Raw genomic sequence first — 13,727 nt, 5'->3', positions numbered from 1 at the left:
GGCTGCCGATGGCGCGTCCTTTACCGCGTATGGGCCGACCGCTATACTCAGCCCGAGGCGTTCGCCCGTTTTTGAAGTATCGGACGATCGCCGCTTCGGACGTACGAGCGCAGCGCAGGTTGCGGGAAATCATTGATCATGGCACCGTCGCACGCCGCAAAACGCGTACTCGTCGTCTACTACTCGCAAACGGGCCAGTTGACGCGGGCCGTGCAATCCTTCGTCGCCCCCCTACGGGACTGCCTGGACATCGAGGTCGTGGATGCGGCCATCGCCCCTCGCGAGCCCTATAGGTTCCCGTGGAGATTTCTGGATTTTTTGGATGTCTTTCCGGAATCAGTCTATTTGGATCCGCCAGCGATCGCGCCGGTCGCCTTCGATCCGGACGAGCACTTCGACCTGATTATCCTGGCCTACCAGGTTTGGTTTCTGTCGCCCTCCCTGCCGATCACGGGTTTTCTGCATTCGGACGCCGCCCGCGTGCTTGCCGGGCGGCCAGTCATTACCCTCATCGCTTGCCGGAACATGTGGCTTACCGCCGAGGCGAAGGTGATCGCGCTCCTCGAACGACGCGGCGCGCGGCTCATCGATAACGTGGTGCTCATCGACCGGGGACCGCCGTGGAGCACCTTCATCACGACCCCGCGCTGGCTTTTGACCGGGCGCAAAGACGCCTTTTGGAAAATCTTTCCCGCAGCCGGCGTGAGCGCCGCGGACATCGAGGGCGCGGCGCGATTCGGTCGCGCCTTGCGCAGCGCGCTCCCGACCCTGCAGGGGGCACCCACGCAAAGCCTGCTGCGCGGCTTGGGTGCCGTGCGTGTCGATCCCCACTACATCGCGAGCGAACGCATAGGTCATCGGAGTTTTCTCCTCTGGGGCCGGCTCCTGCGGCGCATCGGCCCCCCGGGCTCGCGCCCGCGACGGGTGGCCTTGGTGTTTTACGCCACGTTTCTTGCGACCATGATCCTGACTGTGCTGCCTGTGACCCTGGCAGCGGCATGGCTACTGCGACCCTTCCTGTCGGGACGTCTGCGCGCGGCGGCGCAGCGTCTCGAAGCCCCCTCTGGCAGCAACTGCGATCGTTGTGGTGAATTTTTGTGAAAGAATCCGTGTTGCGGCCTGTTTTTATCACTGCCCTAGGTGCCTTTTTTCCGAACGCGCCCGTCGAAAACGATAAGATGGAGGCGGTGCTCGGCATGGCGGGCGGCCTGCCATCCCGCGCCCGTCGACTGGTCCTGGCGAGAAACGGCATCAAGCGCCGCTTCTACGCCATCGATCCGCAGACTCGTGTGCTCACCCACAGCAACGCCGATATGGCCGCCTTGGCCGTGCGGCTCGCGCTTGCGCGCGCTGATGTGCCTCTCGGGCATGTGAACTGCCTGGCCTGCGGCACGAGCAGCCCAGACCAGTTGAAGCCCGGCCATGCGCACATGGTGCAGGGCGCGCTTGCGGCGCCCCCCATGGAGGTGAGCTCCATCGCCGGCGTCTGCACGGCGGGCGCCACCGCCCTTAAGTATGCCTACATGACGGTAGCAGGCGGGGGCGCTAACGTGGCCGTAAGTACGGGTTCGGAGCTCGCCTCGAGCTTCATGCGCGCTGAGAACTTCGATGCCGAGCCCGACATCGGGACGCTGGAGCGGCAGCCCGTGTTGGCCTTCGAGCAGGACTTTCTGCGCTGGATGTTGTCGGACGGCGCGGGTGCCGCCGTCTTGCGCGCCGTGCCTGCGGCCCAAGGCCCGTCGTTGCGTGTCGACTGGATAGATTGCCTGTCCTATGCCGGCGAACTTCCGGTGTGCATGTACAGCGGCGCGCACCGGGACGCGGACGGGCGGTTGCGCGGGTGGCGAGAGGTATCACCCGCAGAGGCGAGCCGTGACCGCTACTTTACTGTCAAACAGGATACGCGCCTGCTGGATCGGCATATCGTTGAGGCAGCCGTCACCCGCCCCCTGGCGGCCATCGCGTCGAGGCGCGGGCTTGCGGCGCGCGATGTGGACTGGTTTCTACCTCACTATTCCTCCGAGTACTTCCGGCCGCTCTTGAGCAAGGCCCTGGAGGCCATCGGTTTCCCCATCCCCTTCGAGAAGTGGTTCAGCAATATGTCCCAAAGGGGCAATGTCGGTTCGGCCATGATGTATGTGATGCTCGAAGAGCTCTTGTACGCGGGCGTCCTCCAAAAGGGTCAGCGTCTCCTCTGTCTCGTGCCGGAGAGCGCACGCTTTGCGACCTGCTATGTGCACCTCACCGTCGTCTGACCGGGAGATTCGGGGATGAGGGCGCACGAGGTCCCGCAAGACGATTCGGTCCTCGAGGGGCGCCGTCGCGCCTGTTACGCCCTGGACGCGCAGGGCCGCTACGTGGTGGTGGCAAGCCGCGGCTGGGAGGTAGAGCGCATCGTCAACGAGCACGCCCGGGATGCTCTGCGGGAGCAATTGGAAGCGGTCCGCCTTCAGGTGTTGGCGGGGAAGGTGAGCGCGCTCGCCTACCACATGACGGTCTGCCAGATGGATTACCGGTTGCTCGCGGCCAATACGGGGATGTCACGCTTTCGCGTGCGCCGCCACCTGCGGCCCAAGGTCTTTGCGCGGCTCTCGCACGCCGTGCTCGAACGCTACGCCCACGCCTTCGGCCTGTCGGTCGCCGAGTTGGCGCGCCTGCCGGGGCTGGGGGGATGAGCGCCCCGCGCGCTTTCCCGCACCGGCATTCGGGACACTGCGAAACCGGCACGCTCGGAGCGCTCTTGCGTGACCGGGGCTTGGACCTGTCCGAGCCCTTGTGGTTTGGCGTGGGCAGCGGGCTTTTTTTCCTGCACACGGGATTATTGAAAGTCGGGGGTCTCCCAGTCACGGCCTATCGCGTAGCGCCGCTTGCCATCGTCCGCCTTGCTACGCGTCGCCTCGGCATCCGCATGCGCTACGAGCGTTTCCGCGACCCCGAGACCGCTACGCGCCGGCTCGAGGAACTGCTCTCACAGGGGCTCGCCGTGGGCCTTCAGACCTGTGTTTACTGGTTGCCGTATTTCCCTTCGACCATGCGCTTCCAGTTCAATGGTCACAACCTCGTGGCCTTCGCGCGCGATGACGTGGGCTATTGGTTGAGCGACACGGTGTTCGAGGAGGTTGTTCATTGTGCGCCAGAGGCGCTCGTACGCGCCCGCTTCGCGCGCGGCGCCTTCGCCCCCCGTGGTCTCCTGTATTACCCGGAATCGATACCCGACGATCCTGACATCGAAGACGCCATACGCGCGGGCATTCGGTCGACCTGTCGCCAGATGCTCGATATCCCGCTCTTACCCGTGGGCGTGCGTGGCATACGGGCGCTCGGGCGCGACATCGGGCGCTGGCCCGCGCGCCTTGGCGTCGACCGCGCCCGTGCGCAGGTCGCGCAGATCGTGCGCATGCAGGAGGAGATCGGGACCGGCGGGGCGGGGTTTCGCTTCCTGTTCGCTGCCTTTCTTGCCGAGGCGGGCCTGCGCCTCGTCCTTCCCGCGCTGGAGGATTTGTCGCGGGAGATGACTGCGATCGGGGATGAATGGCGGCAATTTGCGCTGGTGGGGGCCCATATCTGCAAGGGTACCAGGACCGACGCGGGCGCCTACGGGGAACTCGCGGCCCTCTTAACTCAACTGGCCGGACGCGAGGAGCGCCTGTTCCGGGCGTTGCGGGCAGCGATATGAGCGAACCTTGCCATTGCCCCTTATGGCTTTTGCCTAGCCTTGCCCGGCGCGCGCTGCTACCCTCTTGAGCATGGCCGCTTCGCTCCCAAGACCTGCTCCAGCGCCCCTTGCGCGGCCGCCCGCCGAGGCGGAGCTCGCGGTCGATATTCAGAACCTTTTCGGCTGCTATCGGCGCGCCGAGCGCGACAGCATAGAGGACGTGAGCCTGGTGGTGCGAAAGGGCGCGCTCCTTGGGTTGCTGGGGCCCAACGGGGCTGGTAAGACCACACTGCTCAGTATGCTCTGCGCGCTCATGCGTCCCCGTTCCGGCAGCATCGCGGTGCATGGTTTGCGCTTCGCGGAGGCCCCCGATGCCTACAAAGATCTGATCGGGCTTGCCCCGCAGTCGCTCGCGCTCTATCCGCGCCTCACCGCCCGCGAGAATCTCGAGACCTTCGGGCGATTGAGCGGGCTTTCCGGGGCGAGGCTGCGCGAGCGCGTGGCGTTCGGCTTGGAATTCGCGGGGCTCCAGGACCTGGCTCATCGACGGGTGGAGACCTATTCCGGCGGCCAGCAGCGACGATTGAATCTTGCCACGACGCTGCTGCCCGATCCGCCGGTGCTCGTGCTCGACGAACCCACGGTGGGCATCGATCCTCAGTCGCGCCACGCCATTCATGAGAACCTGAGGGCCTTGAACCGCGCCGGCAAGACCATCATCTATACCTCGCATTATCTGGATGAGGTCGAGCAGTTGTGCGACGAGATCGCAGTTCTCGATGGGGGACGCCTCATCGCCCAGGGCGCGCTCGGCGCACTGCTCGCGCGTTTCACCGGCAATCGCATTGAATTGCGCTTCGACCCCCGCGCCGTGGCGGCGGCGGCCGACATCCTGCGCACCATGGCCGGCGTCGAGGATGTGGCGGTTAGGTCGCCGCTTCTCACGCTCATCACCGACGACCCTTATCGGCGACTACCGGCGATCCTGAAGATGCTGGCGCATGTCCATATCCGGCCGCTCTCGGTGGCAGTCGGCGCGCGCGATCTGGAGCAGGCCTTCCTTGCGCTTACCGGCACGCAGTTGCGGGATGGGTCGTGAGGCGCTTATCGCAATTGCGGGCGGCCTTGGTCAAGGAGACGCTCGGGCTTTTGCGTGACAAGGAGGCCTTGCTCATGCTGATCGTCATGCCCGCGGTCTTCGTGCTCATCATGTCGCTCGCGCTGCAAGATACCTTCCGCCAGACCATCCCAAGGCCTATGCGCGTCGTATTCCTGGCGGGACCGGGGGTGGGTGCGCAACGACTGCTTGCCGCATTAAGGCGCGAGCATTCTCTGACGGTAGCCGCGCGGATCTCTCCGGACAACCGCGCCGAACGCGCGCGCGTGCGTGGCCTGGTGCGCGAGGGGCATGCCGCGCTCGCGGTGGTCTTGGGGGTGAGGCGACATGGCGTGCGGCCACGCACGGCAGTCCTCTATGCGAACCCGGCGCTGCCGGCCCAGATGCGCGCCCTCGGGATATCGCTTGTGCGTCGCGCCTTCGCGCGCGTCGCCACAGACGATCTGGCGTCCATCGTGCGCCGCTTCGCGCCTCACAGCCCCGGTGTCCGGCCGGCGCCTCTGCGTCTAGTGGTGGCTAAAGGCGGGCTGGACGGCGCGCCTACGCCCACATCCGCGCAGCAAAACGCCCCGGCTTGGACACTGCTCGCGATGTTTTTCCTGACCGTGCCATTGTCGGTCGCCGTCATCAAGGAGCGCCAGCAGGGCATCATCACCCGCCTACGGGCCTTGCCGGTGCCTTCGTGGGTGCTGCTCGTCGGCAAGATCCTGCCCTATTTCCTGATCAACAGCATTCAGCTTCTCATGGTACTGGCCGAAGCCATGTATGTGTTGCCGCTCCTTGGAGGCGACGCGCTCACGGTCGGCCACGCGCCGCTCGCCCTCGTGGTGGTCGCGGCATCCGCCAATCTGGCGGCGATCGGCTACGGCCTGTTGCTCGCGACCTTTGTTCAAAGCCAGGAACAGGCGACGAGTTTTGGGGCCGTCTCTGTCTTGATCATGGCCGCCATCGGTGGCATTTTGGTCCCGAAGATGGTGATGCCAGCGGCCATGCAAGAGCTTTCGGTGATCTCGCCCATGTCGTGGGGGCTGGATGGATTCCAGGCGATCTTTGTGCGCGGCGATGGCCTGGCCGGCGTTCTTCCGGACACCTTACGTTTGCTTGGGTTTGGCGCGGCCTGCCTTATCGTGGCGGCCGTACGATTTCACCGCGAGCTGCGGCCACAGTAGATAGAGACGGGGAAGGGCGAGGGATGGGAGCAACGACGGTCGGTGATCACGATGAGCTTGTGGCGGCGCTCAAGCAGCTGATCGTGACGGCCTGCAACCGGCCTGAGCCCGCGGAGACCTTGGACGAGGATGCGCCGCTCATAGGGCCTGCAAGCCCCTGGGGCCTCGATTCCCTGGACGTGCTTCAAATCAGCTTGGCGCTCAGCCAGCAGTACGCCGTTCGCATCGAAGACAGCAAGGAGGCGCGTCGCGCCCTGGGCTCCGTGCGCACGCTCGCGCATTATCTCCAGGCCGCCGGTGCCGCGTGATGTGAGGGCGGGTTTCGCGGCTTGGCACATGCGCACCCCCTTTGGGACGGGGCCGGCGGAGCTCGTGCGAGCCCTGCGTGAGGGGAGGGCTGCGCCGCCGCGCGGCCTGCCTGCCTTCCCAGGGCAGGACCGGGGGGACCTTACGGCCGCCATGGACCGCGCCGATTTCACGCCCAGTCCCGGCGCCCTGCGCGCTGCCCTCGCGGATGTGGCGCGGCCGGCGCACGCCGCGCTCCCTGCGCCGGACGCCTGGCTCGTCGTCGGGACCTCCGGCATCTTCTTTCTGGGTGAATACGTGGGGCAGGGCCCCGAGTGGCTAGGGTCATGCGGTGACGTAGCTTGCGACCTTGCCCAGGACCTTGGGCTCGAACGCGCGCCGCTGACCCTGTCCACGGCCTGTTCGTCGAGCGCCAACGCCTTGTTATTGGCCGCGCGGGCGTTGGCGCGCGGCGAGTGCCCGTCCGCCCTGGTCGTGGGTTTCGAGGCCTTGAGCCCCATCGCCTTGAACGGTTTTCGATCGCTCATGCTCCTTGATCCGCGCGGTTGCCGGCCCTTCGACCGTCATCGCGCCGGACTCCACTTAGGGGAGGGTCTGGCGGCCTTGTCCCTACAGGCGTCCTCGCCCGATTTCCGCAGCGCGCGCGCCGTCATCCTCGGCGGGGCCCACGTCTGCGCCGCCATGGGGCCGGCTGGACAGGCGCCGGACGCCGACGCCATGCACGCCGTCATGTCCGAGGCCTTGCACGCGGCCCAATGCGAGCCGCGCGATATCGTGGCCATAAAGGCCCACGGCCTGGGCTCGACCGATAGCGACGAGGCCGAGGCCATCGCCCTGCACAGACTCTATGGCCCCCTGCCGTCTGTGACCAGCCTCAAGGGAAGCCTCGGCCACACCTTGGGGGCGAGCGGCGCTCTTGAGACTGCAGCGTTTCTCGCCTGTCTCGAGGCGGGCTTCGTGCCCCCGGCCGCAGGCTTCGAGGAGGCCGATCCGGCGCTTTCTCTGGCACCCCTGCGAGCACCCCTGGCCGCAAGGTCGGGCCCCTATCAGCTCAATTTCTTTGGCTTCGGGGCAAGCTATGTCTCTTTGATTGTGGGTTTCGAGTCGTGAGCCGCGCCATTTACTTCCATGCGCCCGCAACCTTCGCTCGCAGCTGCGTATTTGATGGCTGTTCCGGGCCGGAGGCCTTCGATCAGGCGCTCGCCCTGCGCGTCCAGGATCTCTGCGGCCGATCTTTGCGCCAGGCCTCGCGTTTCATCCACTTGGCCGCCGTGGGCGCTCTCGCCTCAGTCCGCGAGGCCACGCCCCCTACGTCCACCGGGGTGTATCTCGCCACGGGCCTCGGCGACCAAAGGACTCCGGCGCGGGTTTTCGCGCAGACGCGCACGGGCCCGCCCGCGGTTTCGCCGTTCGATTTCGTCAACATGAACAGCAACACGGCGACCTATTACATTGCACGGCTTGCGGGCCTCGCTGGACCTAACCTCACGATCAGTCAAGGGGTCTTGTCCTTCGAATGGGCCCTTCGTCAGGCCTGCATCGCGATCGAGGAAGGTCTCGGCCACGCCCTGGTCGGAGGCGTAGACGAAAGCGCTCCCTCGATCGCGGAACTCGAACGCCGCTACAGGCCTCCCCCCGGTGAGAGTCCGGGGGAGGGGAGCGCATGGCTCGTGCTCTCGACTGAGCCCGCGCGCGCCGTAGGTCGCCTCGTCGATATGCGCTGGCTCAACGCCCCGCGCGCGGCCGATTGGCAGCGACTCCACGAGCGCCTGGTGGACCTTGTCGCACAAGGTCCTGTCTTTGTGTCATCGGGGTCACACGTGCCACGGCCCTTCGTCACCGAGCTTGTCGACCTTCTGCCCCGCGCGACGCTCCGCACCCCAATGGCGGACTGTGGAGACTACCCGACGTCCTCCGCTTTTGCGGTCGCCCAAGGTCTGCGCGACCCATCTTCGCGCCCCGCCACTTTGCTCCATATATCGGCCGACGGCCGCGGGCGCTTCGTGACCATCCTTTGCCATATTGAGCATGCCTAGTCGTGCAGCAAACGTCCAGGAGGCTTCGCGCCTTTCCCAGAAATATGTCGCCACTTTCACGCTTTCGCCTACACAATTCCAGCATTGCAAGACCCACAATTCGAGGATATGGGCCGTAGTGGGGACTCTTACGATCATACGTTCCCGGGGCTACCATAATCATTGGCACAACCTTCGTTACCTGCTAGAGTCATTTCCTGAAAAGGCACAAAAACGGGAGGATTTATGAAGAAGTGGAAACTATTGGTATTCGTGGCAATAGGCTCTTTGAGTGCCTGCGCGACCCCATCGGGCGGGGCTTCGGCAGGCTCGGGGAGTCATCCGGCGGCTAAGACGCATGCCAAGCACACCGCCTATTTGAATGGGAAGCCGCGTCCCGGCAGCAAGTTCGCCAAGCTTCGTCCCGGAATGAGCCGGCAAGAGGTCCAGGGCCTCATCGGGCCTCCGACGAGCACTGCCGGCCACATCACCGGCAAGCAATTCATTCCCTTCTATTTCGGCGGAGACACCTATCGAACCGATTGGTACTACAAAGGCGAGGGAGAGTTGACGTTTTCCCAGCGCTATTTTGGTAGCCCCGCCGAGGGTCTCATCTACATTCGCGTAAACCCCAAGGAAAGCGGATATCACAAGTAAGCCTTATCGGTCCCACGGGGCGGCGTGATGCCGCCCCGTGGTTCCAACCCGAATAGCGCGCCGCTTGCGTCCGCCTGGCGCGGGCGTTAGACGCGAATACTGACGCGCCGTCTCTGCCAGGCCGCGATCGAACGCCGCGGGTTACGCACTTGGTTCCAGTAATAGATGGCCTTGAAGGCCGCGACCGAACGCCAGATCGGCGTGTCCCCGAAGATATCCCCCGCGAGCACCGATAACAGCGCTTCTTTGACCCGGAAGATATTGCGTGGCCCCATGAAAAGATCGCGCATAGACGGGTGATTGATCCGGTAGATGAACCAGGACAGCTTCCTTAGGCCCCCGCGCATCGCCTGCTCATAACCCTTGAGTGCCGCCTGCGCCTGCGCGGGTTTCCGCAGGCCTGTATCCACCGCACCGGCAGCGGCGAAGGCACTCTGCATAGCGAGCAGGACTCCCGAGGAGAAGACGGGATCGATGAATGACAAGGCATCGCCCACAAGTACGTAGTTCGGTCCGTAGGCGCGCTCGCAGAAGTAGGAAAAGTTGCCAGTGGCCTCCACGGGCGTCACCATCTCGGCGGACGCAAGACGCGCGGCCAATTCCGGGGCCTGCGCGATAATGTCCCGAAAGAACGTTTCGACATCGGTGCTGCGCGTCTTCATGTAGTAGGGCCAAGTCACCGCCCCCACGCTGGTCGCGCCGTCAGGCAGCGGGATGAACCAAAGCCACCCGTGTTGGAACCAGAATATGGAGATATCTCCCTCGGCCTCGCCCTCTTGCCGTATCGCCCCGCGAAAGTGCGCGTATAGGGAGGCGCTGTTATGACGGGGATTGCGATACTTCATGCGCTCACGGTTGCCCATGAAGGTATCGCGCCCCGACGCGTCTATCACGTAGCGCGTATGCCACGTCCGACCCGTTGCCGATCCGTCGTCGGCGTGTACCAGCGAACCCGCATCGGCGGGCGCGTTCTCGACGCTGCGCACCCGGCAACCCTCGATGACGGTGGCCCCATTGCGTGCCGCGTTTCGCAACAGGACCTCATCGAATTCGGAACGTCGCACCTGATAGGCGTGCGGCATGGTTTTGTCCCAGGCATCCTTGAACGCAAATGTCTGGCTCGTATTTTCATGCCAGGGCGAGACGAATTGCACTCCGCGTTTCACCATCCCAAGCGCGCGTATCTCGTCTGCGACCCCGAGTCGCTCGAAAAGTGGGAGATTGGCGGGCAGGAGCGATTCGCCGACATGAAATCGTGGATGGTGGTCTTTTTCCGCCACCACGACCCGATGCCCTTTTTGGGCGAGCAGTGCGGCGGCAGTCGATCCCGCTGGGCCTCCGCCGATTACGAGTACATCGCACTCTTCCACAGTAGCTCCAGATTGGGTCAGACCCGCCATTCCATCCTCCCGTTTTTTATAAGGGCAGCTCATCCCTTCGTGCTTGTAAGGCTACCTCGCGCGCGCGATGCGGCGCGCCGCTCGCAATGCCATACCACGGAATGTCTTGCCACCGCGCCTCAGGGTTGTCGTAAGCACTCCCAAGCGCCCGCGCCGTCCCAACTCGCTTCTATGGCGGCGAACGCTGTGCCCTCGGACGCTTGCTCCATGAGGTGCCGCAACCTCGCCTGCCCTGGCCGAGACGCGCCATGAGCATGGCACCTCGCCGTGCGCATGGGTTGATATCGCTCAACTGGTAAGGCAGTCCTCGGTTGTGACGCTCGCGTCCTGGCCGGTCGGTGCACCTCGCGGCGGGCAGAGACTCGCCGCTCGCGTTTTAAGCCAAGGCCCGTCGCGGGGGGTCGACTGGGGGAAGCAGTCATGCCGGGCCGGACTGGCCGTACCTCTGTTGTAGAGGCAGGCACATAGTAATGGGGTCGAGGTGGGGTCCGGTGAAGGTTTGCCGCTAGGCCTCGGCCTTTGGCATACTGCTCAGGACGCTCGGCGGGAGCGCTATTGGGGGCGCACGGGTCCGTGCGGGCGCGGAGAGGGTTCCCACCCGAAGGTCCGCTTAAGGCGCCTATGGCGGGGCCTGCAGGGTGCTGCACGCAGGGTGGACGGGCTTCGGGTCGCTTCGACCTGGGACGACCAAAGGGAGGGGGCGTGTCGAAGGGGGTGATAGACGAGTTGATCGACGCGGCAGCGGCCCCTTATCGGAGCGCCGGCCGGTTTCCCTGGCATTTCGCGCGCGGCAAGTTGGCGCGCGACCCCATCTTTGCCGAGCTTCTGGCGCGCGGGCTCATACCCGACGACGCGCATATCCTGGATCTCGGTTGTGGCCTGGGCCTCCTTTCGTCGTGGCTTACGGCCGCCCACGATCGTTGGCGAGCGGCCTCGTGGCCCGCCTCGTGGCCGAGACCACCGCGCTTTGCTTCCTATCACGGGATCGAGCGGGCCGGGCGTGACGCGGCGCGCGCGCGCGAGGCGCTTACGGCCGGTAGCGTCACGTGCGGCGACATACGCACGAGCGCTTTTGGTGTTGCCAATGTCGTCGCTATTTTCGATGTGCTGCACTATATCGACTGCCCATCTCAGGATGGCGTCCTGGAGCGTGTGCGCGAGGCGCTTACGCCTCGCGGCGGACTCCTGCTATTGCGTATAGGGGATGCCGCCGCCGGCTGGCGTTTCCACGTCACGCGCTTGGTCGATGCCGTCATGGTGTCCCTCCGCGCAGCGCGACGGCAGCGACTGCACTGCCGTCCCCTCGCATCCTGGCTTACGCGTCTCGATGCCCTGGGCTTCGCTGTCACGGCGGTCCCCATGAGTCGTGGCACGCTATTTGCCAACGTGCTGCTCGTCGCGCGCCTCCCCGCGGCCGAGGTGCGCGCTGCGTCATTAGACGCCTGACGCAGAAGGCCCGGCACACACGTCTCTGCATGCGCGTAAAAGGCGCACCTTCCCAATCTCCCGGACACCCCGTTCAGAGAATACGGCGTGCCCATATACCCAAAAGGCGGCAGGCATAATCGGTTATGGCTTCCGCCGGTCTTTTTGAGGCCGAATGTAGCGCATTCTTGGGACAAGCCAAGCCTTGCGGATCCCTTCACCCCCAATGACATCGCGACCTGCGCGCCCGTGGGCGCACTGGTGTTCTCGCGTTCACGCCACCATTGTCATGCCCCCAAACGGCGAATACGCATCGTGGCCCTAGCTGTCCGTGGTGCCGGCGACCAGCGAGGCCTCCGGATACCCCCTCACCGACGGCCCAGCATCCCACAATCCAAACAGAGCGGAGGGCGTCGTTTAAGGCAAGCCATGCCGCAAGCGGTCTTCAGAACACGCCATGCCTCGCTATCCACAAAGGCCCCCGGGGCTTCGCAAATCACTAACGAGAGACTGATGGGGCGGGCCCCGGGCGATCCAAAGTGGCCGACTGTGTCGGCCGACGACCGTGAAGGGCACCGCCCTGCCCTATTTCAGTTAGGAAACCACCGCGCTACGGGGCAAGCGCGATCCATAAAGGCCCGGACCCCGGGACTGCGGTCGTAGTGCGCACGGGATCGGGCGATAGTACGCCGTTTGTGATGGCGTATGAGGCAAGCGTGTCGCCTCCTTCGTTGGTCACATAAACAAACTGACCACGAGCCCCCACCACGACGCAAAAAGGCGCCGAACCCTTGATAGGGTTGGTGGTGCTGAGGGGCGTAGCGGCTGGGAGCCCGTTATTTAGCTTATAGGAGGCTATGGTGCCTGTACCCTGGTTTGCCACGTACAGCGTGTCTCCAGAAGGATCGAGGGCGTCTATGAAAGGGCTCGAGCCGTTGACCGGTGTGGTCGTGGCGACCGGGTTCGTCGAGAGGGCGCCGTTCGCGACCGCATATGTCGATATGTCGCCCGTGCCTGTATTCACGACATACACGTCCTGCCCCGACAAGCTGATGGCAATGCCCATCGGGTTGGTGTTGGGGGCCACCGTTGTGGTGCTCAGGGGCGTGTTCGTCGGAATTCCATTCGTGACGGTGTACGAGGCGACGTACCCATCGCCAGATGAACCTGAGTTGCGAAAATAAACGGCGTAAAGGTGGGAGCCGGAGGGGCTTAGGATGATGCCGGCCACGTAGTAGCCCGCAGCTGGTGTCGTTGTGCTCACAGGATCCGTTCCCAAAAGGCCGTTATGGATGGCGTAGGTCGAAACGTCCCCTGCTCCTAGGTTGCCGACATAGGCCAGTGTGTCAGCGTTGTTTAGGATAATCTTGTTGGGAGAGGTCCCCGCAATGGGTGCGGTCGTGCTGACAGGGACAGTCGAGAGAACGCCGTGATTCACGGTGTAGGTCGACACATCATCAAATCCCATGTTGGCGACGTACGCGAACCCGCCATTGAGGGTAATCCATCGCGGCGACGACGATGTTGCGATATTCGTCACGGCCGTCGGCGCAGCGGAGAGCTGACCATTGCTGACGGTGTACGTCGCGATGGTGCCGGATCCACTGTTCGTTACGATCGCCAGTGCGGTAGGGGTAATTGAGTCTCCCGCGGGCGCGGGTGCCGCTGAGCTACCCGGAGAACTAGTAGTCGGCGCAGAGGGCGCCGGCGCTGCGCTTGTGGCCGTGCTGCCGTGCGAGGAGCGGCAAGCTGACAGCGCAAGCGTTGTTACCAGCAGGGCAGCAAGAAAGGCAGATTTCGATATTTTGCCCATACCTATACTCCGATTAGTGGAACGGAGCTTAAGCCCTGCCCTGGGCGAAGCCATCAGTCTTTCGGGGGCCCGCTGAGAGCGGCCACGATATCTGAGGGCGCATTTTTCATGATCGCTGAGGGGCCCAGGGTGTAAGTCCGGGACGACCGATTTGGCCCTGCCGGATGGGT

Annotated in this window: 13 protein-coding genes; 11 read left to right on the top strand and 2 right to left on the bottom strand. The window is 64.5% G+C overall.

Annotated elements, in window-relative coordinates; all coding sequences use genetic code 11:
* Positions 1-138: 138 nt before the first annotated feature.
* The 10 genes from ACYCTF_RS12665 (at position 139) to ACYCTF_RS12620 (ending at position 8,919) form a co-directional block, all read left to right on the top strand.
* On the top strand, positions 139-1,101 hold the full coding sequence (locus ACYCTF_RS12665) for a dialkylrecorsinol condensing enzyme (protein ID WP_461283537.1): 963 nt from the start codon (positions 139-141) through the stop codon (positions 1,099-1,101).
* Positions 1,098-2,255, top strand: a complete 1,158-nt coding sequence (locus ACYCTF_RS12660) for a beta-ketoacyl-ACP synthase III (RefSeq protein WP_461283538.1) — start codon at positions 1,098-1,100, stop codon at positions 2,253-2,255. Before ACYCTF_RS12665 ends, ACYCTF_RS12660 begins: the two co-directional genes overlap by 4 nt.
* 15 nt (positions 2,256-2,270) lie before the next feature.
* Positions 2,271-2,675, top strand: coding sequence for a hypothetical protein (locus ACYCTF_RS12655; protein WP_461283539.1), 405 nt, complete (start codon positions 2,271-2,273; stop codon positions 2,673-2,675).
* Positions 2,672-3,676: a BtrH N-terminal domain-containing protein gene (locus ACYCTF_RS12650; protein ID WP_461283540.1), complete on the top strand. Its 1,005-nt coding sequence runs from the start codon at positions 2,672-2,674 to the stop codon at positions 3,674-3,676. Before ACYCTF_RS12655 ends, ACYCTF_RS12650 begins: the two co-directional genes overlap by 4 nt.
* 70 nt (positions 3,677-3,746) lie before the next feature.
* On the top strand, positions 3,747-4,754 hold the full coding sequence (locus ACYCTF_RS12645; protein WP_461283541.1) for an ABC transporter ATP-binding protein: 1,008 nt from the start codon (positions 3,747-3,749) through the stop codon (positions 4,752-4,754).
* Positions 4,751-5,941, top strand: coding sequence for an ABC transporter permease (locus ACYCTF_RS12640; protein WP_461283542.1), 1,191 nt, complete (start codon positions 4,751-4,753; stop codon positions 5,939-5,941). The genes ACYCTF_RS12645 and ACYCTF_RS12640 overlap by 4 nt, the downstream gene beginning before the upstream one ends.
* Positions 5,942-5,964: 23 nt before the next feature.
* Positions 5,965-6,249, top strand: a complete 285-nt coding sequence (locus ACYCTF_RS12635) for a phosphopantetheine-binding protein (protein WP_461283543.1) — start codon at positions 5,965-5,967, stop codon at positions 6,247-6,249.
* A gap of 28 nt (positions 6,250-6,277) precedes the next feature.
* A complete protein-coding gene (locus ACYCTF_RS12630; protein ID WP_461283544.1) occupies positions 6,278-7,357 on the top strand; it encodes a beta-ketoacyl synthase N-terminal-like domain-containing protein in 1,080 nt (359 codons plus the stop codon).
* Positions 7,354-8,283, top strand: coding sequence for a beta-ketoacyl synthase N-terminal-like domain-containing protein (locus ACYCTF_RS12625; protein WP_461283545.1), 930 nt, complete (start codon positions 7,354-7,356; stop codon positions 8,281-8,283). The genes ACYCTF_RS12630 and ACYCTF_RS12625 overlap by 4 nt, the downstream gene beginning before the upstream one ends.
* Positions 8,284-8,508: 225 nt before the next feature.
* A complete protein-coding gene (locus tag ACYCTF_RS12620; RefSeq protein ID WP_461283546.1) occupies positions 8,509-8,919 on the top strand; it encodes a hypothetical protein in 411 nt (136 codons plus the stop codon).
* A gap of 86 nt (positions 8,920-9,005) precedes the next feature.
* Here the strand turns inward: ACYCTF_RS12620 and ACYCTF_RS12615 are convergent, their stop codons facing one another.
* Entirely contained in the window at positions 9,006-10,319 is a 1,314-nt protein-coding gene (locus ACYCTF_RS12615; protein ID WP_461283547.1) for an NAD(P)/FAD-dependent oxidoreductase, read from the bottom strand.
* Positions 10,320-11,021: 702 nt separating this feature from the next.
* Between ACYCTF_RS12615 and ACYCTF_RS12610 the strand changes: the two genes are divergently transcribed.
* A complete protein-coding gene (locus ACYCTF_RS12610) occupies positions 11,022-11,765 on the top strand; it encodes a methyltransferase domain-containing protein (RefSeq protein WP_461283548.1) in 744 nt (247 codons plus the stop codon).
* A gap of 589 nt (positions 11,766-12,354) precedes the next feature.
* Here ACYCTF_RS12610 and ACYCTF_RS12605 read toward each other — a convergent pair.
* Positions 12,355-13,557 (bottom strand): lactonase family protein, encoded by a 1,203-nt coding sequence (locus tag ACYCTF_RS12605; protein WP_461284982.1) that lies wholly within the window; start codon positions 13,555-13,557, stop codon positions 12,355-12,357.
* Positions 13,558-13,727 lie beyond the last annotated feature (170 nt).

Source organism: Acidiferrobacter sp. (assembly GCF_054609335.1).
Note: the sequence above shows the minus strand (reverse complement) of the source record. Positions and strands in the feature narration are given on the sequence as shown.